The sequence below is a fragment of the Pedobacter sp. ok626 genome (genome assembly GCF_900100435.1).
GTDB lineage: Bacteria > Bacteroidota > Bacteroidia > Sphingobacteriales > Sphingobacteriaceae > Pedobacter.
Genome location: NZ_FNEX01000007.1, coordinates 131796 through 156230 on the forward strand (window position 1 = coordinate 131796; position 24435 = coordinate 156230).

A 24435-nucleotide genomic window follows, 5' to 3' on the forward strand; every position below is an offset into this window, starting at 1 on the left:
CTATAAAGACCACCAATTACAGCTGGTGATGTAAACTTTCTTGCAAAAACGGATGGTTCTTAGCAATTAAAGGTTTCTTACTTAAAGCATTTAAAACTGTAAAAGTAAACAAACCTACAAACCCAATTGCAGTACCAACCTCAATTATACCAAATCCGTGTTCTTCAGCAACGGTTCCAGGCATAATCATTTGATAATAATCAACCCAGTGACCGCATAAAACAACAATAGATACAGTTAATAATATATTTTCTTGTCTCTTATTGTCTCTGTCCATTAACAGCAATACTGGAGCTAAGAAGTTCAATACCAGGTTCAGGTAGAACCAGAATTCATAGTGCTCAAATCTTTTATAGAAATAAACTGTCTCCTCTGGCATGTTTGCATAGTAGATCAATAAGAATTGCGCAAACCATACATAAGTCCAGAAAATAGAGAATCCGAAGATAAACTGTCCTAAGTTATGTAGGTGACTGTTATTTACCCAGTTCATATAACCCGCTTTTTTCAACAGGATAATGATAATAGCAATAGTAGCCAAACTGCTTACCCACATGGCAGCAAAGTTGTACCAACCAAACATCGTTGAGAACCAGTGTGCCTCAAGTGACATAACGGTATCAAAAGCGAAGATTGGTGTAGTAAATCCGTAGATCACTAAAAATATACAAGAGTATTTAAAACTCTTTCTGTAAGAATTTAAACCACCTTCAAGATCCTCATTGTTTGACCATTTAGCTAGATAAAAAGCAAAAGCGCTATATATTGCTAAAAAGACAATCTGACGTCCCATAAAGAAAGGAACATTCAGGAAAGCTGACTTACCAGCGATTAATTTATCAAAGTTTGGACTGTTCGGATCAGTTAATCCCTCCGCGTGCCAATGATGATACAAGTTATGTGAGTATAAACCTGCTCCCATTACCAAAAGTAAAATGATAACAGCGATAGGCAACACTTTGGCCATGGCCTCTGGTACACGTAATATAGAGGCAGACCATCCTGCTTGTGCTACAAACTGAACAGCAAGAAAGAAAGCTCCAGACATGCATACACATGCGAAGTAATAAGCCATTAGCAACAGGTTTGCGAAGGTACGCTCATGAAGCGCCTCAGCAGAAAAACCATAACCTATAGCCGCCAGACCTATTACAATAGCGATTATGCTTAAAGTTTTTGCTTTACCTGTAAACTCAAACTGCTCAGTAAAATTATAATTGTGAGTTCCCATTTATATTGTGCTTTTCTATTGTATTTTTTGTAATTGTTGAACATACATCACTACTTTCCATCTTTCTTCTGGAGATAGTTGAGAGGCATGTGATCCCATATTATTTAAACCATACTCAATCGTATGATAAATTTTTCCCGCTGTTAAATCTTTCATCAGACCACCGCGTGAAGAAGCTGCATCACCATGATAAGAAGGTACACCGCTGAATTTATCAATTTTAACTAAGTGACCTTGTCCATCCCCTTTTTCTCCGTGACATGGAGCGCAAAATACAGTGAAATAATGCTTACCCGATTCCAGGTTTGCTCCCGTCAAAGGAAGCGGATTAAGTAAGGACGCACCAGCTGCTTCATAACCTTCCTTAGTGTTAGGATAATCGTCATACTTGTTAAATCCTACCGGTGTAGTATTAGCCGGTGGAACTTGTGCAGTTGCTCCGTTCTTAAAATTCTTGTTCGGTTGATCCGGATTGTATGCAATTGGATCATACATATTCCTGGCGTATTCTAAACCTGTACTTCTTTTATCCTTACATGCCGAAAATAAAACAGCTCCTGTAAGTATACAAAATGAGGCTAAAACTACTCTACTCTTATTCATAGCTAATATACTTCCTTTCATTATGCTTTACTTCCAAAGCACCAGCTTCCTTTAATAAATCATCAATCTTAGTATGATCGGTATTTTCTTTTGCATCAACTGCAATAACAAAACGATCATCCGTTGCCCTTAAATCCATTACTCTTGGTGCTCTTCCCGGAAATAAGTGGGTTGATGCGTAGTAAGAACCTACTAAACCAAAAGCACAAAATAAAATGGTCAACTCAAATGTAATTGGAATAAAATCCGGTAAAGCAAAGTGCGCCTTACCCCCAATGTTAATTGGCCAATCAATAGCAGCTGCATAATATACAAATGAAAGCATGGTACAAGTACCAGTGATTCCGAAAAAGAAAGCGGCGATATCTAACCTAGAACGTTTAACCCCTAACTTTGCCTCTATGCCGTGAATAGGCATTGGTGTATAAACATCATGTATCTTAATGTTGTTTTCCTGCAATTTATCGATGCCGTGCATCATTTCATCAGGATCACCAAAGCTGCCTAAAATATATTTGGTATTGTTCATCGTTATATTTTTGCGTATTCTTCTTGTTTAACACTATCAAATTTCTCCAAAGACTCTACGTATTCTGATACGTGCGTTGGATCCAAATGACCTTCCTTAATTTGTTTCAACTTAGCCTGCTCACTTGCACTCTTCAGTAGCAATTTAACCTCTGCAATTGCAATTGAAGGTAATACCCTTAAGAACAATAAAAACAAAGTAAAGAACAAACCGATCGATCCTACAAACACACTCACATCAACCCATGTTGGATAGAACATCGCCCAACTTGAAGGAATATAATCACGGTGTAATGAAGTTACGATAATTACGAAACGCTCAAACCACATACCAATGTTTACTACGATAGATAGAATCCAGGTAGCAGGAATGCTGGTACGGATCTTTTTGAACCATAACAACTGTGGAGAGATTACGTTACAAGTCATCATCATCCAGTAAGCCCACCAGTATGGACCAGTTGAACGGTTGATGAAAGCATATTGCTCATATTCAGAACCTGAATACCATGCAATAAAGAACTCAGTTAAGTAAGCCACACCCACGATTGATCCTGTCAAGATGATAATCTTGTTCATCGATTCAATGTGGAACATGGTGATGTAGTTCTCAAGACCTAATACTTTACGTGCAACCAATAATAAGGTTAACACCATCGCAAATCCTGAGAAGATCGCCCCAGCCACAAAATATGGAGGGAAGATCGTTGTATGCCATCCCGGAATTACCGAGGTAGCAAAGTCCATAGATACAATCGTGTGTACCGAAAGTACCAATGGTGTAGAGATACCAGCCAAAATGATCGATACAGCCTCAAAACGTTGCCATGTCTTCACATTTCCTGCCCATCCAAAAGATAGTACAGTATAGATTTTACGTTTAACACCTGTTGCACGGTCACGAATAGTCGCGATATCAGGCAATAAACCTGTATACCAGAATAATAGTGATACCGAGAAGTAAGTTGAGATCGCAAACATATCCCAAACAAGCGGTGAGTTAAAGTTTACCCATAATGACCCGAATTGATTTGGTAATGGAAGCACCCAGTAAGCTAACCATGGTCTACCCATGTGAGATACTACATACGTTGCCGCACAAATAACGGCGAAAATCGTCATCGCCTCAGCCGATCGGTTAATCGAGTTACGCCAGTTCTGACGGAAGAGTAATAGTACTGCAGAAATTAGTGTCCCTGCGTGACCAATACCTACCCACCATACGAAACCGGTGATATCCCATGCCCATCCTACTGTTTTATTTAATCCCCAAGCACCGATACCAAACCAGAAGGTGTAACTAACTGCTACTACCCATAGTAAAGCTCCGCATAGTGCGACGATAAATCCTATCCACCAAGCCTTGTTTGGCTTGTTCTCTACCGGCATTAAAATATCATTCGTAATCTTTGCATACGTGATATCCGTGCCGGTGATTAGTGGTTCTCTTAATATTGATTCGTTATGTCCTGACATAATTTATTTTCTTTTAATATCAGCTATCCGCTTACGCTTGTACTGTTGTATCTGTATTTCTAATTTTCGTCATATAACCTATACCCGGTTGTACGTTAATTTCTTCCAACACATAGTAAATACGTTCACTACGTAATGCTTTAGAAACTTCCGATTCAGGATCATTGGAATCACCAAAGATGATTGCATTTGCAGAACAAGCTTGTTGACATGCCATCTTGATATCACCATCTTTCAATGGACGTTTCTCAATTTTAGCTTGCAATTTACCTGCCTGGATACGCTGAATACACATCGAGCATTTTTCCATTACACCTCTTGAACGAGTAGTTACATCAGGGTTAAGTACCAACTGAGTAAATTCATTGTTCAGGTAGTTGTCAAAACGTGAATCATTCCAGTAGTTAAACCAGTTGAAACGACGTACTTTATATGGACAGTTGTTCGCACAGTAACGAGTACCTACACAACGGTTATAAGCCATGTGGTTTAAGCCGTCTGATGAGTGTACAGTTGCCAATACCGGGCAAACCGTCTCACATGGAGCATGATCGCAATGTTGACAAAGCATTGGTTGGTGTACAACCGATACATTGTTCATTTGATCTTCGTTCAAATGAGCGATCTCTTTCTCTTTCGTTACAGAATTAATTGCACTATGACCATGAGCACCTTCAGCATGCGCTTCACCTTCCTGGTTAAAGCTGTAGTAACGATCGATACGGATCCAGTGCATCTCTCTGCGTCTGCGTACTTCATCTTTACCTACAACAGGAATGTTATTCTCAACGTTACAGGCAACAATACAAGAACCACAACCAGTACAAGCATTCAAATCGATTGCCATTACCCAGTTGTTACCTGGTTTTTCGTATTTATCCCATAAATCGTAAGTTTTATGTTTAGCGTGGTCGTTACCCGAACCAGCAGCAGGATTCTTTTGGTATTCAGCAAATGTAGCCTCACGGATTACATTTCTACCTTCAAAAGAATAATGTGTTTGTGTTTGAGCAAGTTCCTCTCTTCTGCCAGTAGCTGCTAATTTAACAGTTGTAGCATACTTTAAAGTACCATTGCTAAAGCTTACAAATGGATAAGCATTTTTACCTACATTATCTCCAGCTTTACCAACTTTGGTACGGCCGTAACCTAATGCAATGGATACAGTACCTATTGCTTGTCCCGGTTGGATCAACAAAGGAAGCTCAATAGTGTAACCGTTATCTGCTTTCACAGAAACGATATCGAATTCTTTAAATCCTAATTTCTCAGCATACTTAGGCGCAATAGCTACATAGTTATCCCAGGTTACTTTCGAAACCGGATCAGGAAGCTCTTGCAAGAAAGCATTGTTAGCATGTTTACCATCGCGCATCGGAACACTCACGTATACCTGAAGCTCAATGTCTTTAGCTAATGCTTTGCTGTTATTTAAGATAGATGGAGCGACAGCAGCTAAAGAAAGATTGAAAGTATAAGCACCAGCAGCTTTTTCAGCAGTAGCGAATACACCTTTTTGTAGTACTTCTTTCCAGTTAGAACCTACTGCAGGTAATATATTTTTCTCCCAGTTGTTACGAACATACTGGTAATATTCTTTAACAGCATTGTCAGACCAGATCAATAAACTCTCTTCTGCTTGACGTGAGTTAAACACAGGGTTAATTGTTGGCTGTACAATAGAGTAAATACCTTCGTACGAACTTGCATCACCCCATGCCTCTAAATAGTTATGGTTAATTGCAACAACATCACACAAGGTAGAAGTTTCATCCTTACGGTCAGAGAACGACACTTTCAAGGCAACTTTCGCTAATGCATCTGTAAACGCTTTACTGTTTGCTACATCGTAAACTGGATTGCTATCTAAAATGAATACAGCAGCAACTTCGCCTCTGTTCATTTCGTTAATCAATTCAGCAAATTCAGCGTCATTACCTGCATAAAGGTTGCAAGGGTTATCCAAATCAATAGTAGTACCGTAACTGCCGATAGCAGCGTTAATGGCATTTACCAAAATTTGAGTAGAAACATCATTTGATCCTGAAACTACAAGGGCTTTACCTTTATTTTGTAAAAGCTCCTTACCAACTAATTTCAATGCTTTATCAGCATTAACGTTATTTGGTAAAGCACCGCCAGCTAAGCCAGCGCCAGTAATTGCATTATATAAGGTAATCAAAGCAGGACCTTCTTCCGATAGTTTTACCGGAACACGTGTATCTGCGTTTGTACCTGTTAAGCTCATTCCTGCCTCAAATTGGAAGTGACGGGACATTTTGCCATTTTTCAACGATTTAGCGTTCCTGTTAGAAACATATTGAGCAGTAAACTCTTCACCGTTAATCCAGGTACCTAAAAAGTCAGCTCCGAAACTTACAATCAGATCTGCCTTGTCAAATTTGTACTTAGGCACAACAGCTTTACCGAAGCTATTCTCATTCGCTTTAATGATACCTGTATAAGAAACCGCATCGTATTGTACGTGTTTAGTATTAGGGTAAGCAGTAGCGAAATCAGCAATAACAGCTTTCGTAGAAGGACTGTTTACAGTAGAAGAAATCACACGGATTTTCTTTCCTGATGCCTGAGCTTTGTTCAACTCGCCTTTTACAAACTCATCTACCTTAGTCCAGGTTGTTTCGTTTTCTTTTAATAAAGGCGACTTTAACTTAGATACATCATACAGATCCAACACTGAGGCCTGAGCATGCGCATCAGTACCACGGTTAAATACACCTGCATTTGTATTTGCTTCAATCTTAATTGGTCTACCTTCTCTGGTTTTAACCAAAACTGGCTGACCTTTAAAACTTGAAACATAATAGTTAGGGATACCCGGAACAACCTCTTCAGGTTTAATTACATAAGGAATTGCCTTATGAACAGGGGCTGTTTGACAAGCCGCAAGTGTCACCGCACCTAATCCAAAGCCTAAAGCTTTTAAAAAGTCACGGCGAGGAGTTACGGTACTTAACCCTGCTTCATTTAAAACATCTTCTATTGGAAGTGGCTCAGCAAATTCGTTCTTGTTGTTTTCAACAAAATCCGGAGTGTTATTATACTCTTCTAAGCCTTTCCAGTATTTTTTATTGCTTTCCATTTAAGCTATATTACTGTTATCGAACGTTCTTTGTTATTAAACTCTATTAATAGTGACATTTACCACACTCTAAACCACCTAGCAATGCAGGAGTGATTTTCTCGCCTTTTTTGATTTTCTCATGGGCTTCGATCACTTTAGTGTAGAATGCGTTGTCTTTACCTGAAACTTCTGCGTTTTTATGGCAGTTGATACACCATTTCATGGTTAGTGGAGAATATTGATAAATTTCTTCCATTGTATCTACCGGACCGTGACATGCAAAACATACAGGCTCATTAGGTTGTAAACCTCTTTCTTTTCTTATCGCTTCTTCACCAACTACAACGTGTTGTGAGTGATTGAAGTAAGCAAAATCAGGCAAGTTGTGTACACGAACCCATTCAACCGGTTTTTCTTTCGATTTATCGTAAGTAAGCGTATTAGGATCATAACCTATAGCTGTGTAGATCTTTTGGATCTCTGGAGAAATCTCTCCGTTATACTTTTCAGTAGCTTGTACAGATTTGTGACAGTTCATACAAACGTTAACCGATGGAATTGAAGCATTTTTAGATTTAAATGCACCAGAGTGACAATATTGACAATCAATCTGATTCACACCAGCGTGTAACTCGTGAGAGAACTTGATCGGTTGTACCGGTTGGTAACCAGTGTGAACACCTGTATTCCACATTCCCATCCAGCCAAATGAACCTAAGGTTACAATTAAACATAGGATGAAGAAGAATACAAACTTCTTGTTTTTAAACATTCTACGTGTGCCGTCTGCAAAAGAAACTGGTTCTTCTTCAACAACCTCAACGCCTTGTTTCTTAAGAATCAAACGCTCTAACATCTTCACCGCACGGCCTAAAACAACCAATACAGCTATAGAGATTAAGATAATTAAGGCAACACCTGCAATAGAGAATGACGAAACCTCGTCAGAACCCGCCGCTACAGCAGCACCTGCTGCCGCTTCTTTTTTCGGCTCGCCTGCTTTTGCGTATGCAATTACACTTTTAATCTGCTCGTCAGTCAACGTTGGAAACGTTGTCATCTCAGCAGGTGAAAACTTCGATGCTTCGATTGCTGTTTTATCACCAGCGTCAACTAAAGCCTTCCAGTTTCTAATCCACTTGATGGCAAAAGCTTCATCCAGCTCTTTCAGCTTAGGTGTTAATGCTGGACCAGTACTGTTACGGTCTAATTGGTGACAAGAAGCACATTTATCTTTAAATATTTTTCTTCCCTCCACTACATCTTGCGCTTGTGTTGCAGAAACGATTAAAACAGATAGAGCCGTAAACATGAATGCCGACTTCCAAACTCTTCTAATGATCAATGAGATATCCCTCATAATGAGTATTTTATGCTATTTTTTAAAAAACTTTATAAACGTTATTGATGTTTAAACACGAGGCCTTCACCAAAACGTCCACAAAAGTAAAATTTATTAACGTACCAATGACAAAGAAATGACAGTAAATACAATTTATAATCAATCTAAATAATGTCATTTTAATGCTTTAAACAAAGAAAATCACCAATTTCTTATGAAAATTGGTGATCATCCAAAGGCAATAGAATATTACCTCATTTGTTATTTTGAATTACATTTTTAATATCCATGCAAACATCAGTGGAGCTACAATAGTTGCATCCGATTCAACAATAAATTTGGGCGTATGAATATCTAACTTTCCCCATGTAATCTTCTCATTAGGCACTGCACCCGAATAAGAGCCGTATGAAGTAGTCGAATCTGAGATCTGGCAGAAATAACTCCAGAACGGAATATTAGGCATTTCCATATCCTGATATAGCATCGGAACCACACAGATTGGGAAATCACCAGCAATACCGCCACCAATCTGGAAGAAGCCAATTCCCTTACCTTCACTGTTCTTGATATACCAATCAGCTAAATAACCCATATACTCAATACCACCTTTTACAGTCGTTGCTTTCACTTCACCTTTCATTACATAAGAAGCGAAAATATTACCCATTGTCGAATCTTCCCATCCTGGTACTACAATCGGCAAGTTCTTTTCTGCCGCTGCAAGCATCCATGAGTTTTTAGGATCAATCTCATAGTACTGCTCTAAATCACCGCTCAACAACATCTTGTACATAAACTCATGCGGGAAATAACGCTCTCCTGCTTCTTCTGCATCTTTCCAGATTTTATTGATATGTTTCTGCAATCTTCTAAATGCCTCCTCTTCTGGGATACAAGTATCTGTAACGCGGTTGTAATGGTTTTCTAATAGATCCCATTCATCTTGTGGACTTAAATCACGATAGTTAGGCACACGTTTATAATGTGAATGTGCAACAAGGTTCATGATATCCTCTTCCAGGTTAGCACCTGTACATGAAATAATGGAAACTTTATCCTGACGGATCATCTCAGCCAGTGAAATACCCAACTCTGCAGTACTCATTGCACCAGCAAGGGTAATCATCATTTTTCCGCCTTCATCTAAATGTGTTTCGTATCCTTTAGCCGCATCCATCATAGCTGCTGCATTAAAATGGAGATAATTACGCTCCATAAATTGAGATATCGGTCCTCTTGTTGTACTCATCTTAATCTATTTTGTTATGGCCGCAAAAATAGATAAATATTATTACTTAAAACTATTTGGCGTTAAACTTGCTGTGCAGACACCGATATTAAATCCTTTCCACTATTTTAGGCCGATGAAAAAACTTTCAATTTGCACCATATTCGTTTTAATCACTGTAAACGCAATAGGGCAAAAGAAACTGATAGAAAAATACTTATCTAATAAAACTGATACTACGCGAAAAGGCAGCTTTATGCCACTACCAGTATTCAGATACAGCCAGGAAATAGGCATAGAGCTTGGGTTAGGCGCACTTTATTCTGTTTATCTTGATAAAAAAGATCCGACCAACCGAAGTTCCAACTTTACCGGAATACTATCCGCTTCGACCAAAGGGCAATATAATGTGTCGTTAAAGAGTGACATCTGGACAAAACAAAACAAGTACAACTACATTGGCGAAGTTAAACTGAGACGTATGCCCTTTAATTATTACGGCATTGGCAACGAAACTATACACACAAACGAAGACCGTCTGGTTCAGGATCAAATAAAGTTGGTTATGCATGCAGCCAAAAAGCTTGCACCAAATCTATATACAGGCTTTTCGCTCGGATTTGAGCACTATAGTTTTAAAGATAAAGCAGCAGGTGGGATCTTTGACTCCGATCCATATTTAGTCGGCAAGACTGGCGGCAATGTGATTTATGCAGGTATTTCGCAAAGTTACGACACCCGGAATTCCAACAATTACCCTACAAAAGGCTTTGTAGGAAAGGTTAGTTATCAATATGCACCCGACTTCTGGGCTGGAGAAAATTTCACCGGCAGTCTTATAAAAGTGAACGCGAGCAATTTCTGGTCACTGTCTCGCAAATTTGTCCTGGGCTTAAACGGTCTGTTCTATACCATACAAGGTAAAAACACCCCCTTCTATTTATTACCTCAAATGGGAAATGACGAAATGATGAGAGGCTATTACACCGGTCGTTACCGAGATAAAAATCTACTGGCTGCACAAGCAGAACTCAGATATAGATACAACAACCGATTCGGCGCGGTGATATTTGGTGGCGCCGGACAGGTTTTTGACAATGGCGGCCTTGCAATTAAAAGCTTTAAACCTTCCATTGGCGCAGGCGGCAGATATTTCTTCGATCCCGAAAAGGGCCTAAGTATGCGTTTAGATTATGGCATTGGTGAGAAACGTCCAAATGAAAAACGTCAGACGGGTTTTTACATCAGTCTGGCCGAAGCATTTTAAGCCATTACAACCTAATTTCAAAACTTAATCTTAAAATGCTCTTTTACCTGCCCATTTCTGAAGTAAACTAAGCCTATCCAAAATAAATCGATAGTTACTGTTACATCAGGATGATTCTTTATTTCAGCCCAGGCCTCTTTCATTCCTTTACTCCAATAAATATCATCAAATATCAGCAGCGAACCTTCATGTACTTTAGGCAGGCACCAGTTAAAATAGTTAAGTGTAGCGTCTTTTCTATGATTGCCATCAATATAAACAAAGTCCAATTTTTCCTGCCCCGCGATAACTTCGGGCAACAATGTATCAAAATTACCTACTTGTAACTCAACATTCTCCAGACCGAGCTCCTGGAAATTCCGATGAGCAACCTTTGCGGTTTCAGGGCAACCCTCAATGGTCACTACAGCAGCATCTGGACAAGCCTTAGACAAATAGGCAGTAGTAATCCCCAGACAGGTACCCAATTCAATAATACTCGAAGGGTTGCAATCTTTTGCGAGACGGTAAATCAGCTGAGCCAGAGCCGGACTTTTCAATGCATTTTTTGCGATCTCCTTTACCTTTTTAGTCCTGTCTTTATTCAGGTGAGACCCTGCTCCTAGGTCTGTAACAGTGATTAATGAATCGTCATTGAAAAGTTTTTTTCGCTGCGCCTCAATGTTTTTGTAGTCTGTTTTGGAGTTAAAATCGTAAATTACCTCATCGGTAAGTTTATATACAAATGGAGAATGTGTACCGTGTCTGCTTTTAGCAGTCAAGCGATGCTTCAAAAAATCACCGATAAAATTAAAAACCATAGCCGCAAAAATAGGCATTCAAATTTGCATGTTGTAATGGAAAATAGTAAAGAAATAAATGCATTAATAAAACTGCTCGACGACCCTGATCAGGAGGTGTTCGCGCATGTCGAAAAACGCCTGATCGAATATGGAACGCAAGTAATTGATTATTTAGAAAACCAATGGGAGCACTCCCTGGATACTTTGCTTCAGGAGCGCATTGAAAATATAGTACATAAGATACAATTCAACAGTGTAAAAGAAGACCTTAATTTATGGTACCAAAGTGGAGCATTTGATCTTTTACAGGGCGCTCTTGCCATTAACCGTTATCAGTATCCCGATCTCGACGAACAAAAGATCATCATTCAGATCGAAGACATCAAAAGAGAAATCTGGTTGGGCTTACAATACGAAATGAGTTCAATTGAGAAAATAAAGCTCATTAACCACGTATTTTACAACGTATACGGCTTTAGTGGAAATACGAAGAACCATCACGATCCTCAAAATTCCTACATCAGTCAGGTGTTGGAAAGCAAAAAAGGAAACCAGATATCTCTAGCCATTATCTATTCCACCCTTGCCCAGAAACTGGACATTCCTGTATATGGAGTCAACCTGCCTCAACATTTTATCCTTGGATATATTGACGAGAGCAAACGTGATGAGCAAGAATTTGGCGTGCTATTTTACATCAATGCTTTTAACAAAGGGGCTATTTTTGGCAAGCACGATGTAGATCAGTTTCTTCGTCAGCTAAATCTTGAACCTCTACCGGGCTTCTATGCACCATGCAGCAATGTCGAAATCATTAGAAGGATCATCCGCAATCTTATTTCAGCGTATGAAAACCTGGGATCAACAGAAAAAGTTGAAGAGTTGAAACAACTACAGGAAATCCTAAATAGTGATAACCTATAAAAACTTATTGGCCTTCATCCAGTTCTCCAGGCTATTAAACCATTCTTCTTTAGTGGTTTTATTTTTCAGCCCAAAACCATGTCCACCGGCCTGATAAATATGCAATTCAGCTTTCGCGTTTGCTTTTACCAGCGCCTGGTTAAATAGTATGCTATTTTCTACAGGCACCGTACGGTCATCATTGGCATGAACCATAAATGTCGGTGGAGTTTCTGCATCGACATGCTTTTCATTAGAAAAATATAATTTCAGCGCTTCATCAGTCCCCACCAAATTCTTCGCAGAGCCTGCATGTGCAGATTCGGTAAATGAAATTACCGGATACATTAAAATTGAAAAATCAGGACGAAGACTAATGCCCTCCTTATTTTCAATTTTAACGTCCCTATAGTGTACAGTTAAACTTGATGCAAGATGTCCGCCTGCCGAAAAACCCATTATACCTATTTTCGACGGATCAACATTCCATTTCGCAGCATCCTTTCTCACCAGATACATAGCCTTTTCCACATCCTGAAGCGGCCCCATAGACCTATCCTCCATAATTGCATCACTAGGCAAACGATATTTCAGCACAAAAGCGGTTACTCCTATTGACGCGAACTTCTCACCAACCTGGTAGCCCTCATGCCCCATAGCCAATCCAGAATAACCACCACCAGGGCAAACGATCACAGCTGTTCCGTTCGCCTTATTTTTTGCAGGTTGGAATACTGTAAGCGTCGGCACCGACACCTTTGTGATGCCAGCCCCTCTTTCCCCGCGATCTACGGTTACCTCTTGATAATCCGCAGGCGTTGGCTTCGCCCCGGGAATATTCCCTGAATAAAGTGGCAATACCTCCTGAGCCAACAGCCCATTTACAGATAACATTAACGTCATGAATAATCCGCTTAAATACTTCATTTTTAAAACTCCATTAAGTATGCTTTCAAAAAATCATTCAACTCCCCGTCCAGCACAGCTTGAGGATTTGAAGACTGGAAATTTGTTCGGTGGTCCTTTACCCTTCTATCATCCAGCACATAACTCCTAATTTGTGAGCCCCACTCTATTTTCTTTTTATTGCCCTCAATTAATGCCGTTGCTTCCATTCGCTTCCGCATTTCCGCTTCATACAACTGAGATTTCAATAAACGAATTGCATTCTCCTTATTTTGTAGTTGAGACCTCGACTCCTGGTTTTTGATAATAATGCCCGAAGGTTTGTGATGCAACCGCACAGCAGTCTCTACTTTATTTACATTTTGTCCACCCGCTCCACCAGAACGGAAAGTCTCAAACTCAATTTCTGAGTCTTTCACTTCAATCTCAATTGTATCATCCACCAAAGGATAAACATACACCGAGGCAAAAGAGGTATGTCTGCGGGCATTCGAGTCAAAAGGAGAAATTCTTACCAAACGATGGACGCCATTCTCCCCCTTTAAATAGCCATACGCAAATTCGCCAGAGAACTGTAATGTTACCGATTTAATACCGGCAACCTCACCCTCCTGAGAATCCTGTTCGGTGATTTTATAACCATTTTTTTCCCCCCACATCATATACATACGCATCAGCATATAGGCCCAGTCGCAACTTTCAGTTCCACCGGCACCCGCAGTAATTTGCATTACAGCAGGCAACTGATCCTCCTTACTTTTCAGCATGTTTTTGAGTTCCAGATCCTCGATGGCTTTTAAACAGAGCTGATATTGCTCGTCCATCTCTTCCTCCGTTGCATCTCCGCTTTGAAGGAAATCAAAAAGCACCTGCGTGTCTTCCAGCAAGGCATTTGCCTTTTGCCAGGCATCAGTCCATACTTTTTTGGAGTTAATTTCCGCTATATGCTTTTCGGCTTTCTTAGGATCATCCCAAAAATTCGGCTGTAAAGTGAGCTCCTGTTCAATACGTATGTCTTCTAGTCGATTTTCAACGTCAAAGATACCTCCTCAGCGACGTTACCCTGTCCCTTAAATCCTGAATTTGTTCTTTTGTCATATCACAAATATAGCATATAAAATAAAACAGGCTATATCAAATTGCTTTGATATAGCCTCCGTATAAAATGTATGCTGTTACGCTAGCTTAAAAGTCCCTTTAATTTATCCACCAAACCATCATCCTTACCATCTCCGTTTACATCAGTCTTTTCCGTAAACATTCTTGTCACATCAGATAAATCAAACTTTCCATCCGGTCCGGAAACCTTTGCTATAACATCCTGAATATTAAAGGAGCTGTCATTCGGATCATTCGTCTTATTTACCAACTTACCCATAATTGAAGGGATAACCGAAGCCGCTATATTTTTAGCCGTCTCCATGTTAATACCCATACCTGCAAGTTTATCCGTAAAACCCGATGCGGCTTCCTGTGCAACAGTACTTCCTTCAGCATTTCCTCCTTTAAAGGCATCGACCAGATTACCAATATTGCCAGAAGATAATTGCTGTTTAAGAGCATCAATAATTGAGCCCGATGCGGCAGCGATGGCCGCTTCATTTTGTTCGTTCGGCACTGCACTATTGTTCACAATAGCATCCTGAACATTTTCCTTAACCAATTGATTTAAATTCTCTAACATAGATGTTCTTTTTTAAGGTTTTTATATTCTAATATAATACTAATAATCTGTTCTTTATAGCAAACACAACAGCTACCTATTGTGTTTTACTTTATCGTTATTAAATGTAGATAGGACTTTATGAAATAAAATAAACTATTACATTTACAAAAACATTAAAATTATGCTTCCTACAGTAAACTTCACAGAAACCGCTGCGTATAAATACCTTGCCGATCATTTCATTGACATCAACAAGAAAAGTATTAAAGATCTTTTCACAGAAGATGAAGCAAGATTTGACAAATTCTCACTTTTATTTGAAGACATCCTGGTAGATTATTCTAAAAATAGAATAGATGACACCACGATTGCATTACTCATCCAACTGGCCAGAGAATGTAAACTAGATGAAGCCATTAAATCAATGTTTAGTGGCGAAAAGATCAACCAGACAGAAGGCAGAGAAGTACTTCATATCGCTTTGCGCGACCAAAGTAATGACGAAATCTTGGTAGAAGGCAAAAACGTAATACCTGAAGTATACAAAGTGCTTGACAAAATGGAGAAGTTCAGCCAACAGATCATCTCAGGAAGCTGGAAAGGATATACAGGAAAAGCCATTACTGATGTGGTAAACATCGGCATTGGAGGTTCAGATTTAGGTCCGGTAATGGTTACCGAAGCATTAAAAGCTTACAAAAACCATCTCAATATGCATTTCGTATCCAATATTGATGGTACGCACATTGCAGAAACACTTAAAAATGTTGATCCTGAAACCACATTGTTCCTGATCGCCTCCAAAACTTTCACTACACAGGAAACCATGACCAACGCCAATTCTGCGCGCGACTGGTTCCTTGAAAATGGTGCGAAAAACGAAGATATAGCCAAACATTTTGCCGCATTATCTACCAATGCAAAAGATGTATCGGCATTTGGCATTGATACCGAAAACATGTTCGAATTCTGGGACTGGGTAGGTGGCAGGTATTCTCTATGGAGTGCCATTGGTCTTCCTATTGCCTTAAGCATTGGTTTCGACAACTTTAAACAATTGCTTGCTGGTGCTCATGCTGCTGATCAACATTTTGAAAGCGCCGAGTTCGAGATTAATATACCAGTAATACTGGCACTAATTGGTGTATGGTACATCAACTTCTTTGATGCAGAAACACAGGCCATCTTACCTTACGATCAATATATGCATCGCTTTGCAGCTTATTTCCAACAAGGAGATATGGAAAGCAATGGCAAACATGTAGACCGTAACGGAAATGATGTGACTTATGAAACCGGCCCAATTATTTGGGGAGAGCCTGGAACCAACGGACAACATGCGTTCTATCAGCTTATTCATCAAGGTACACGCATTATTCCATGTGATTTTATTGCCCCTGCACAAAGCTTAAACCCAATAGGAAATCATCACCCAATCCTGCTTTCAAACTTCTTTGCACAAACGGAAGCGCTGATGAATGGCAAAACCAAAGAAGAGGTAGTTGCAGAACTAAAGAAAGATGGTAAATCGGATGCGGAAATAGAAAAACTTGCTCCTTTCAAAGTATTCGAAGGAAACAGACCTACCAACTCCATCCTATTGAAAAAAGTAACTCCATATAGCCTGGGAAGCTTGATCGCCATCTATGAGCACAAGATATTTGTACAAGGTATCATCTGGAACATATTCAGTTTCGATCAATGGGGTGTAGAATTGGGCAAGCAACTTGCAAAAAGCATCTTACCAGAACTGAATGGTGATGCCGCAGTTACTTCTCATGACGGATCTACAAATGGCCTTATCAATCAGTATAAAAGCTGGAGATAAGGGCCTCAAACTTTTTTAATGATTTTTTTGTTCTGTTAAAATATATTATCTCATACAACATAAAGAATAAAAGCCTGCATAATTTATGGAAAATAGCTTGTGCAGGCATCATATAGTTGAAAGGACGCAGTTAACCTGCGATATAATATTGTACAAATCATTAAAAAACATAAAATGAAAGCAATTAGAAGTATTCTAGTAGTCGCCACATTGCTGATTGCAGTGCAGGCAAATGCACAAACAGACAAGGAGACTACCATTAAGGTAATTAACAACCAGCATTATATATTCAATGCTACGTCTGCAATGCCGATGGCTAATAATGATGTGAATAGAGTGCTCAGCAGAATGCCGGGTGGCGCTGGCGGTGGAATGATCCAGCTTACCGGATCACAATATCAGCTTATTGTGACCAAGGATAGCGTAGAATCTTATCTGCCTTATTACGGAAGAGCATATACTGCGACTATGAACCCTGATGATGCTGGTATCAAATTCAAGTCTAAAAAATTCACCTATAAAGCCGAAAAAAAGAAAAAAGGCTCATGGTTAATTACCCTGAACTTCAAGGACACTAAAGACACGCAATCTATGGTCTTAAACGTGTCTGAGAATGGCTATGCAACGCTAAGCGTGAACAGCAATAACAGACAGTCAATATCCTTTAATGGCTTCATTAGCGAGCCTAAGGAAAAAGAGAAAAAGAAATCATAAGGTATAAAAAAACGGTCTTGCAGATCTGCAAGACCGTTTTTTTATACCTTATTTTTTAGCTGCCAGCTTTACTTCAAACATCTTCGGCCATTTCTTTCCGGTCACAAACAATCTCTTCCCTGCATTATCCCAGGCAATACCGTTTAATACATTATTTGCGCGATCATTGTCGGTCTTAAAGTAATCAACTGGCAACAAGCCTGAAAAATCGATCTGCTTCTCTATAACACCTGATTTAGGATCAATCACGACAATAATATTCTTGGTATACACATTTGCATAAATCTTACCATCAATGTATTCCAATTCATTTAGTGAATCTACAGGACCAATGTTATCATACACGTCTATAGATCTTTCCTCTTTATAATTATCTTTATTCAAGAACCACAGCTTATTCGTTCCGTCTGACTTAATCAATTGAGTCCCGTCAAAACAAAGACCCCAGCCCTCTCTACTTGACTGATATGGAAATGTAGACAATTGCTTAAATGATTTTGCATCAAATACCAATCCTAAGTGGCTCTCCCAGGTCAACATAATCACCTTATCACCTACCAGGCTCGATCCTTCGCCAAAATATTGATCTTCTAATTTAATCTGCTGCAACACTTTTCCAGATTTCACATCCACCCAACGCAGTGTCGAATGTTTCTCCTGTCCTGTACTTTCCAAAAACCTGCCATTGTGATATTCTAAACCCTGTGTATACGCAGAGGTATCATGTGGCATGGTATTCAGGACCTGATACCCGTAAAGTGCTGGTTTAACTCCTGATTTAAGCTCGATATTGATCGTTAAGGTGTCTTTTGCTGTTCCATCATCTACAATTGCCGTAATGAGCTTATAGCCCAAAGAAAGGCCCACAGTACTTACAGAAATAGCTTCTGCATTATTTTTTACACCTACCTCTTTACCATCTAACAGATAGGTAGCAGAACTAAGCTTTGTCCCTTCGGGAATACCTAATTCAATCTTTACCTGATCGCCAAGGCCAAAAGCCTGGCCCTGCTCAGGCAACTTAAAAGAAAAAGCTGGAACTGATGATTTTTCCTTACAGGAACCAGCGAACAATAAACTAAATGATAAGCAACTCAACATTGCTCTACTAAATATACTTTTAACTTGGCCAGAATGCATCTTCAATATGATTAATTTTATAAAGGTCTTTATTTTCAAAAACAATTGCAATAACGTCAAAACGAATCTCCCCCTCATGCTGCTTCATTTCTATATAGGCTGATGAAGCAAACTCAAGCTGCTTTTCTTTTCTATAGTCCACAAACTCCTCCGGATGCCCATAATCTACAGAACTCCGTGTTTTCACTTCTACAAAAACTATAGTCCCCTGTTGCTCAGCAATCACATCAACTTCTGCTCTTGCACACTTCCAGTTCGTATTTAAAATCCGGTAACCAGAGTTTTCCAGATAAGCTACCGCGATTTCCTCGCCCCGTTTGCCAAGATCATTGTGAGTTGCCATTCCTATTTCAAGATCGTAATTCCTAAATGCTTAGAAATTTCCTTTTCCACAACTTTCATCGCCATAAACTTATGCATTAATATTTCTAAGTTCGCCGGATCTGCTTCCGTTTTAATTTCGTTGGCAATATCGGAAAGAATCCCAGCTATTTTTGCTTTTTTCAGATGAAATAAACCGCCCAAAATAGTCGATTTTAAATTTACACTTTCATCCTTCACATAAATATCATGTTTGTGCTCCCAATTCTCACTTAAGGCATAGGGAGAGGTAGAAAGGTTGATCGCCAACTCAGCAATATCACGATCCTTACTCTGTATAAATTGACTGGCAACAGGCAAATGTCCATTCTCAATTTCAGCTCTATAGGTCTCAATGACACGATCACAAAGTTTATCTTTAAAAACTACGTCCGTTAAATTCTGGATTATGAACGATCCGATATACATGTTATCAATCCCCCCCCAGGTAACGAGCTCGTGTCCAAAAGCCAATAATAATCGGACAATTTCCTTCTCCTGAACCTCGTCAACACTAGCTTGTTCGGGTGGAGCGGGCGCCTCATAAGGTCCTGAGGTTTCAAACAAGTTATCAGGCGGTCCATCTTCATAGGGCTGATAAGCGTTACTTTGATGTTGTTGAAAAGATTGCGTTTGTGGACTTGGAGAATTCCCCGAAGCTTTCTTAAACTTAGCAACGCGCATTTTATTGAGTTCAGAAAGTAATGTCCTTTCCTCAACCTGCAACAAGCTACTACATTCTCTTATAAAAACCGCAGCCTTAATCTCATCAGGAATCTTGGCAATACTTTCAATAATATCTCTGATGATCCCAGCCCTTTTTATCGGATCGGTGCCAGCCTCCTTCAGCAAGATTGTAGCTTTATATAAAATAAAGTCCCTACGGTTATCTTCTATGTACTTTTTAAACTCTCCCGATCCTACATGATGCATGTAGGAGTCTGGATCATGACCGTCCGGGAAAAGCACGACTTTAACGTTCAGGCCTTCTTCCAGGATCATATCCAATCCACGCAAAGAAGCCTTGATTCCCGCAGCGTCCCCATCATAAAGGATGGTCACATTTTGGGTAAATCGTCCAATCAATCGGATTTGCTCGGTCGTTAAGGAAGTTCCTGATGAGGCCACTACGTTCTCTATTCCTGCCTGGTGGACAGCAAGTACATCGGCATAACCTTCTACCAGATAGCAATTGTCGAACTCTCTAATGGCTTTCTTCGCATGGTACAAACCATACAGCACATTAGATTTATGGTAAATATCGCTCTCCGGCGAGTTTACGTACTTAGGAACATTTTTATCTGTTTTTAAGGTACGGCCACCAAAACCAATTACCCTACCGGTAAAGTTATGGATCGGGAACAATACGCGACCTCTAAAGCGGTCGTACAACTTGCCTTTATCATTTCTGATGGCTAGTCCAGTTTTCTCCAGGTATTCTTCTCTATGCCCTGCACCGACGGCACTATTAATCAATGCATCCCACGAATCGGGCGAATAACCTACCTGGAATTTCTTAAGAATATCTTCTCTAAAACCACGCTCTTTAAAATAGCTTAAGCCAATTGCCCGGCCATCGCTACCGGTCCATAACTCATTAGAAAAATAATTAGCAGCATACTCCGAAACAATGTATAAGCTTTCCCTTGCGTTTTGCGCTTCAATATTTTGGGGCGACTGTACGGTCTCCTCTACTTCAATATTGTATTTCTGTGCAAGGTATTTTAGGGCCTCCGGATAAGAATACTTCTCGTGGTCCATAATAAAATGGACTGAGTCTCCCCCTTTACCGCAACCAAAGCACTTATAAATCCCTTTAGTAACTGAAACGTTAAAAGAGGGCGTTTTTTCATTATGAAAAGGGCAATTTCCAATTAAACTGGTCCCCCGCTTTTTTAGCGCAACAAAGTCGCCCACCACCTCTTCAATACGGGCGGTGTCCATTATTTTGCTTATGGTTTCCTGGTTAATCATTCGCGCTTATCTCTTTTCTATTTACCATTTATCATTTGCAGCGGCTACCCATTCAGCCGCCGCTGTACTATTTTTATTTAACCAAAGGCAGCAAAGTATCTGCCAAAGTCCGGTTTCCTTTTTCATTCAAATGTACGCCATCGCTAGTCAAAATACCTTTTTCCAGATCCTCAGGATTGTTTGCCATATCGTACTCCGTAAACAGCTTTCTTAAATCCGCAATTGGAAGATTATTTTTTGCAGCCAAATCTCTAACTGCGCCTGAATATTTATCCAATTCCTTATCCATTGGATTAGCGCCGTTCTTTTTCTCGCCAATTACAGCAGGCGTGCAAAGCACAACTTTAGCACCTCCAGCCTGGATTTTATTAATCAGACCTTGATAAAACTTACCAAACTTATCATAATCAGTCCCAGTTTTAGAAGTCAGCTTGTGCCAAACATCATTCACTCCAATGTAAATCACCACCAAATCAGGCTTTTTATTCAGTACATCATCCTCCATTCTCAGGTATAAATCATATACTTTATTACCGCCAACACCGGCACCAATAATTTCATATTTAGCAGGGTCTAAATCCTTTTTTATCAAATCAACATAACCGCCCGGCTTTATTCCAGCCGCGGTAATCGAGTCGCCAAAGAAAATAACTTTTTTAGGCTTACTTTTCATCGCAGAGAAAAGCAGCACCAATATTAGTGCTGGCAACAACAATAATTTAAAAGAAGATTTCATTACTAGGTTCATTATATATGGTTTAGGGGTTAAATAACTACGACTAAGTTAAAAAATTACTTCCCTTTTCCAAGACGATATTCTCTTTGCAATACCAGCACACTTGCTTTTTCCGGCTTCTTCATCGGAACATTCCAATTGCCCTGATAGCTGACCTTAGCCGGCAACTTCTCCTCCCCAAAATAACCCATTTCAATATTCATTTGTACATTAAAATCAAAAAGCATATTGCTGTATTTCATATCTACATAACGACCTAAAATTTCAAAGTTGCGTTTGTCAAAAATAGTTGTTAGCTCTTTAATCATCAGCCCATCCTTAGTCCAATTACTTAAATCAGGCTTTACCGTAACCTTAAACCGGTAGACAGAAATAGAATCCAGATAGGTCCCACTGAAAAAGCTATAATCGTAATACTGCCGCATGTTGGCGGTAAAGATCTCTGTTTTGCTTCCAATAAAAGGCAAGCCCTTAACCGGTCGACCGGGAGAAAAGATCAACGTTTTCAGTTTATCCTTGTATCCGGCAATGGCACCGTCAGACTTTCCCACAGCAGATTCTGAAGAATAAGAAGACTGATAAGCATTCATAAAAATATAATCAAACATCTCAACCGTATAAAGATTGTATTTCCCGTTTTTCTTAAAAAGCTTACCAGTGTCTTGCTTTACCAGATATTCCAACCAGGGAGCGGTATTGTTCCGTTTCACCTTACGGTATAAGCGTCCGCTTACCTTATTCTTTTTGTCATAGGTATAAATACTATTTTCTGCTACAAAGGAGTACTTCTTCATATTGCGGAAAGCCTGATAGAAACTCGTATCAGTGGTGACGGCCCTGATAAAAGTTTCTACGCTTAAGCGCTCTGAAGTAATGTTTACAGCCGAATCCAGTTGAATGGTTTTAATCGTATCCGGATTAAATCGGGGAATCTCCTGCCCAAAAACATTAACAAATGATGTGAGAAATAGAATCAGTACAAGGGATTTCTTCATGGAGGCAGAAAACCTAATTCCCCAACTGTTTTACCGCCATATAAGCCATTAAACCTGTCGATACCTTCAAAGCATCCTCGTCAATGTCAAAATTAGGCGTATGCACAGAATAGTAAGTATCCTTAGCTTTATTTCCGGTGCCCAGTCTGTAGAAACAAGCATCCGTAATTTGCGAGTAATAGGCAAAATCTTCCGCAGCCATCCAGATGTCCAGATCAAGTACATTTTCCTTACCTAAGTAATCTTCTGCACAAGCACGTGCATTTGCCGTTACCTGCTCTTCATTGATTAAATAAGGATAGCCATCCATGATGTTAAACTCACAACTTCCACCCATACTTTCGGCAATACCTTCAGCCATTTTCTTCATCAAACGTTTAGCCTCTTTGCGCCATTCTTCATTCAGTGTTCTAAAGGTACCTTCCAATTTCACCTCATTAGGAATGATATTCGTTGCACCATTGGCAATCACCTTACCAAAAGAGAGTACTGATGGCAAACGCGGATCGGCATTTCTGCTCACGATCTGCTGTAAAGCCACGATAATGTGCGAAGTGATCAACACAGGATCTATATTCTGATGTGGTTGTGCACCGTGCCCACCTTTACCACGAACCGTTACGTACAATTCATCCGTAGAGGCCATATAAATGCCGGAGCGGAAACCAACCTTACCAGACTCAATCAAAGGCATCACATGCTGCCCAATGATCTGCTGAGGCTTAGGATTCTCTAATACACCTTCTTTAATCATAATGCTTGCCCCACCAGGCAATATCTCTTCTGCAGGTTGGAATATCAATTTTACGACACCACCAAACTCTGCTTTAAGGTTATTCAAAATATAAGCAGTACCCAGCAAAGAAGAGCTATGTACATCATGCCCACAAGCGTGCATTACACCTGGGTTTTTAGAAGTATAAGGTTTATCATTAGCCTCCAATATCGGCAATGCGTCCATATCCGCACGCAAAGCGATAACCTTATCAGAAGGAAGCTCGCCCGTAATCAATCCAACAACACCAGTATTGGCCATTTCAGTAAAAGGAATGCCCCAATCTGTCAAAATACCCTTAATAAATGCTGAAGTCTGAAATTCCTTAAAAGAAAGCTCCGGATTGGCGTGTAAATGCTGGCGATAACCAACAACCTGCTCAAAAATATTACCGGAAAGTGCCTGAATCTTATCTTTAATCATTGCTGTAATTTAAATTAGGTGCATTAATCTTTTCCCTGAAAATAAATAAAGTAGGGAACATTGGTCTAAGCTCATTCAATAAGCGCTGTGCTTCCAGCCGCGTCCTGAAATCGCCAACCCGTAAATAATAATTTGGTTGTTTATAAGTAATGTAAGTATTTAACTCAGGATAGCTGGAGTTGAATTTACTCTGCTCGTTAAAAACCTCACGCCTGTCAGATCCATAAAATATTTGAACCCGGTATCCCATTTGTGAAACAATCGTTGTTCCCGGCCTACCGGTTACCGCGCCCGAAGGACTGGTAGCTGTAGACTTTAAGCTCAATTCTATGCGTTTGGCAATCAAACTGTCTATCATAGGGTCTTTTATTACCGAGACCACACCCTTTGTTTGGGCAAATGCCACAGCAGAAAAACAACACAATAAACCAGTTAACAATTTCTTCATGAAAGGATATAAAAAAAGAATG

The 24435-nt window shown here is 39.7% G+C and carries 22 protein-coding genes; 4 read left to right on the top strand and 18 right to left on the bottom strand.

The window, feature by feature from the left end; genetic code table 11:
- Positions 1-16 precede the first annotated feature (16 nt).
- From BLS35_RS11900 to BLS35_RS11930, 7 genes are all read right to left on the bottom strand, one after another.
- On the bottom strand, positions 17-1231 hold the full coding sequence (locus tag BLS35_RS11900; protein WP_090781192.1) for a quinol:cytochrome C oxidoreductase: 1215 nt from the start codon (positions 1229-1231) through the stop codon (positions 17-19).
- 15 nt (positions 1232-1246) lie between these two features.
- Positions 1247-1834 (bottom strand): c-type cytochrome, encoded by a 588-nt coding sequence (locus BLS35_RS11905; RefSeq protein ID WP_254778845.1) that lies wholly within the window; start codon positions 1832-1834, stop codon positions 1247-1249.
- A complete protein-coding gene (locus BLS35_RS11910; protein ID WP_090781196.1) occupies positions 1827-2363 on the bottom strand; it encodes a DUF3341 domain-containing protein in 537 nt (178 codons plus the stop codon). Before BLS35_RS11910 ends, BLS35_RS11905 begins: the two co-directional genes overlap by 8 nt.
- A gap of 2 nt (positions 2364-2365) precedes the next feature.
- Positions 2366-3838: an NrfD/PsrC family molybdoenzyme membrane anchor subunit gene (gene nrfD / locus BLS35_RS11915; RefSeq protein WP_090781198.1), complete on the bottom strand. Its 1473-nt coding sequence runs from the start codon at positions 3836-3838 to the stop codon at positions 2366-2368.
- Between the two features lie 31 nt (positions 3839-3869).
- Complete coding sequence (locus BLS35_RS11920; protein WP_090781200.1) at positions 3870-6941, bottom strand: TAT-variant-translocated molybdopterin oxidoreductase; 3072 nt, start codon at positions 6939-6941, stop codon at positions 3870-3872.
- A gap of 46 nt (positions 6942-6987) precedes the next feature.
- Positions 6988-8283, bottom strand: coding sequence for a c-type cytochrome (locus BLS35_RS11925; RefSeq protein ID WP_090781202.1), 1296 nt, complete (start codon positions 8281-8283; stop codon positions 6988-6990).
- A 253-nt stretch (positions 8284-8536) separates the two neighbouring features.
- The gene (locus BLS35_RS11930) at positions 8537-9517 is read right to left on the bottom strand and encodes a deoxyhypusine synthase family protein (protein ID WP_090781204.1); all 981 of its coding nucleotides are present in this window, start codon (positions 9515-9517) and stop codon (positions 8537-8539) included.
- A 16-nt stretch (positions 9518-9533) separates the two neighbouring features.
- Between BLS35_RS11930 and BLS35_RS11935 the strand changes: the two genes are divergently transcribed.
- A complete protein-coding gene (locus BLS35_RS11935) occupies positions 9534-10763 on the top strand; it encodes a BamA/TamA family outer membrane protein (protein ID WP_254778847.1) in 1230 nt (409 codons plus the stop codon).
- Between the two features lie 17 nt (positions 10764-10780).
- Here BLS35_RS11935 and BLS35_RS11940 read toward each other — a convergent pair whose 3' ends face one another.
- Positions 10781-11581: an O-methyltransferase gene (locus BLS35_RS11940; RefSeq protein WP_090781206.1), complete on the bottom strand. Its 801-nt coding sequence runs from the start codon at positions 11579-11581 to the stop codon at positions 10781-10783.
- An 18-nt stretch (positions 11582-11599) separates the two neighbouring features.
- On the opposite strand from BLS35_RS11940, the gene BLS35_RS11945 reads away from it, so the two are divergent.
- A complete protein-coding gene (locus BLS35_RS11945) occupies positions 11600-12469 on the top strand; it encodes a transglutaminase-like domain-containing protein (RefSeq protein WP_090781441.1) in 870 nt (289 codons plus the stop codon).
- Here the strand turns inward: BLS35_RS11945 and BLS35_RS11950 are convergent.
- The 3 genes from BLS35_RS11950 to BLS35_RS11960 form a co-directional block, all read right to left on the bottom strand.
- A complete protein-coding gene (locus tag BLS35_RS11950; RefSeq protein WP_090781208.1) occupies positions 12464-13375 on the bottom strand; it encodes an alpha/beta hydrolase in 912 nt (303 codons plus the stop codon). The genes BLS35_RS11945 and BLS35_RS11950 overlap by 6 nt on opposite strands.
- A 2-nt stretch (positions 13376-13377) precedes the next feature.
- A protein-coding gene (gene prfB / locus BLS35_RS11955; protein ID WP_132225984.1) for a peptide chain release factor 2 occupies positions 13378-14452 on the bottom strand; the annotation gives its coding sequence in 2 pieces (ribosomal slippage) (positions 13378-14391 and positions 14393-14452; 1074 coding nt in all).
- 82 nt (positions 14453-14534) lie between these two features.
- Complete coding sequence (locus BLS35_RS11960) at positions 14535-15038, bottom strand: hypothetical protein (protein ID WP_090781212.1); 504 nt, start codon at positions 15036-15038, stop codon at positions 14535-14537.
- Between the two features lie 163 nt (positions 15039-15201).
- Here BLS35_RS11960 and pgi point away from each other — a divergent pair, with 163 nt between their 5' ends.
- Positions 15202-16848 carry a glucose-6-phosphate isomerase gene (gene pgi, locus BLS35_RS11965; RefSeq protein WP_090781214.1) on the top strand — a complete coding sequence of 549 codons (1647 nt, stop codon included), beginning with the start codon at positions 15202-15204 and terminating at the stop codon, positions 16846-16848.
- A gap of 174 nt (positions 16849-17022) precedes the next feature.
- Positions 17023-17562 (top strand): DUF4251 domain-containing protein, encoded by a 540-nt coding sequence (locus BLS35_RS11970; RefSeq protein ID WP_090781216.1) that lies wholly within the window; start codon positions 17023-17025, stop codon positions 17560-17562.
- Between the two features lie 48 nt (positions 17563-17610).
- Here BLS35_RS11970 and BLS35_RS11975 read toward each other — a convergent pair whose 3' ends face one another.
- The 7 genes from BLS35_RS11975 to BLS35_RS12005 form a co-directional block, all read right to left on the bottom strand.
- Positions 17611-18702 (bottom strand): glutaminyl-peptide cyclotransferase, encoded by a 1092-nt coding sequence (locus BLS35_RS11975; protein ID WP_090781218.1) that lies wholly within the window; start codon positions 18700-18702, stop codon positions 17611-17613.
- Positions 18683-19045, bottom strand: coding sequence for a YraN family protein (locus tag BLS35_RS11980; RefSeq protein ID WP_090781220.1), 363 nt, complete (start codon positions 19043-19045; stop codon positions 18683-18685). The genes BLS35_RS11975 and BLS35_RS11980 overlap by 20 nt, the downstream gene beginning before the upstream one ends.
- A 2-nt stretch (positions 19046-19047) precedes the next feature.
- Positions 19048-21036 carry a DNA primase gene (dnaG, locus tag BLS35_RS11985; protein WP_090781222.1) on the bottom strand — a complete coding sequence of 663 codons (1989 nt, stop codon included), beginning with the start codon at positions 21034-21036 and terminating at the stop codon, positions 19048-19050.
- Positions 21037-21109: 73 nt separating this feature from the next.
- Entirely contained in the window at positions 21110-21784 is a 675-nt protein-coding gene (locus BLS35_RS11990; RefSeq protein ID WP_254778849.1) for an SGNH/GDSL hydrolase family protein, read from the bottom strand.
- A gap of 44 nt (positions 21785-21828) precedes the next feature.
- Positions 21829-22767 (bottom strand): hypothetical protein, encoded by a 939-nt coding sequence (locus BLS35_RS11995; RefSeq protein WP_090781226.1) that lies wholly within the window; start codon positions 22765-22767, stop codon positions 21829-21831.
- Between the two features lie 13 nt (positions 22768-22780).
- Positions 22781-23965, bottom strand: a complete 1185-nt coding sequence (locus BLS35_RS12000; protein WP_090781228.1) for a M20 metallopeptidase family protein — start codon at positions 23963-23965, stop codon at positions 22781-22783.
- A complete protein-coding gene (locus BLS35_RS12005) occupies positions 23958-24413 on the bottom strand; it encodes an SPOR domain-containing protein (RefSeq protein ID WP_165973300.1) in 456 nt (151 codons plus the stop codon). Before BLS35_RS12005 ends, BLS35_RS12000 begins: the two co-directional genes overlap by 8 nt.
- Between the last annotated feature and the right edge of the window lie 22 nt (positions 24414-24435).

Coding starts and splice junctions, on each gene's coding strand:
- BLS35_RS11960 (WP_090781212.1), bottom strand. CDS start 15,038: ATGTTAGAGAATTTAAATCAATTGGTTAAGGAAAATGTTCAGGATGCT.
- BLS35_RS11910 (WP_090781196.1), bottom strand. CDS start 2,363: ATGAACAATACCAAATATATTTTAGGCAGCTTTGGTGATCCTGATGAA.
- pgi (WP_090781214.1), top strand. CDS start 15,202: ATGCTTCCTACAGTAAACTTCACAGAAACCGCTGCGTATAAATACCTT.
- BLS35_RS12005 (WP_165973300.1), bottom strand. CDS start 24,413: ATGAAGAAATTGTTAACTGGTTTATTGTGTTGTTTTTCTGCTGTGGCA.
- BLS35_RS11990 (WP_254778849.1), bottom strand. CDS start 21,784: ATGAACCTAGTAATGAAATCTTCTTTTAAATTATTGTTGTTGCCAGCA.
- BLS35_RS11950 (WP_090781208.1), bottom strand. CDS start 13,375: ATGAAGTATTTAAGCGGATTATTCATGACGTTAATGTTATCTGTAAAT.
- BLS35_RS11970 (WP_090781216.1), top strand. CDS start 17,023: ATGAAAGCAATTAGAAGTATTCTAGTAGTCGCCACATTGCTGATTGCA.
- BLS35_RS11935 (WP_254778847.1), top strand. CDS start 9,534: ATGGCCGCAAAAATAGATAAATATTATTACTTAAAACTATTTGGCGTT.
- BLS35_RS11900 (WP_090781192.1), bottom strand. CDS start 1,231: ATGGGAACTCACAATTATAATTTTACTGAGCAGTTTGAGTTTACAGGT.
- BLS35_RS11975 (WP_090781218.1), bottom strand. CDS start 18,702: ATGCATTCTGGCCAAGTTAAAAGTATATTTAGTAGAGCAATGTTGAGT.
- BLS35_RS11940 (WP_090781206.1), bottom strand. CDS start 11,581: ATGCCTATTTTTGCGGCTATGGTTTTTAATTTTATCGGTGATTTTTTG.
- dnaG (WP_090781222.1), bottom strand. CDS start 21,036: ATGATTAACCAGGAAACCATAAGCAAAATAATGGACACCGCCCGTATT.
- BLS35_RS11920 (WP_090781200.1), bottom strand. CDS start 6,941: ATGGAAAGCAATAAAAAATACTGGAAAGGCTTAGAAGAGTATAATAAC.
- BLS35_RS11930 (WP_090781204.1), bottom strand. CDS start 9,517: ATGAGTACAACAAGAGGACCGATATCTCAATTTATGGAGCGTAATTAT.
- BLS35_RS11925 (WP_090781202.1), bottom strand. CDS start 8,283: ATGAGGGATATCTCATTGATCATTAGAAGAGTTTGGAAGTCGGCATTC.
- BLS35_RS12000 (WP_090781228.1), bottom strand. CDS start 23,965: ATGATTAAAGATAAGATTCAGGCACTTTCCGGTAATATTTTTGAGCAG.
- BLS35_RS11945 (WP_090781441.1), top strand. CDS start 11,600: ATGGAAAATAGTAAAGAAATAAATGCATTAATAAAACTGCTCGACGAC.
- nrfD (WP_090781198.1), bottom strand. CDS start 3,838: ATGTCAGGACATAACGAATCAATATTAAGAGAACCACTAATCACCGGC.
- BLS35_RS11980 (WP_090781220.1), bottom strand. CDS start 19,045: ATGGCAACTCACAATGATCTTGGCAAACGGGGCGAGGAAATCGCGGTA.
- BLS35_RS11905 (WP_254778845.1), bottom strand. CDS start 1,834: ATGAATAAGAGTAGAGTAGTTTTAGCCTCATTTTGTATACTTACAGGA.
- BLS35_RS11995 (WP_090781226.1), bottom strand. CDS start 22,767: ATGAAGAAATCCCTTGTACTGATTCTATTTCTCACATCATTTGTTAAT.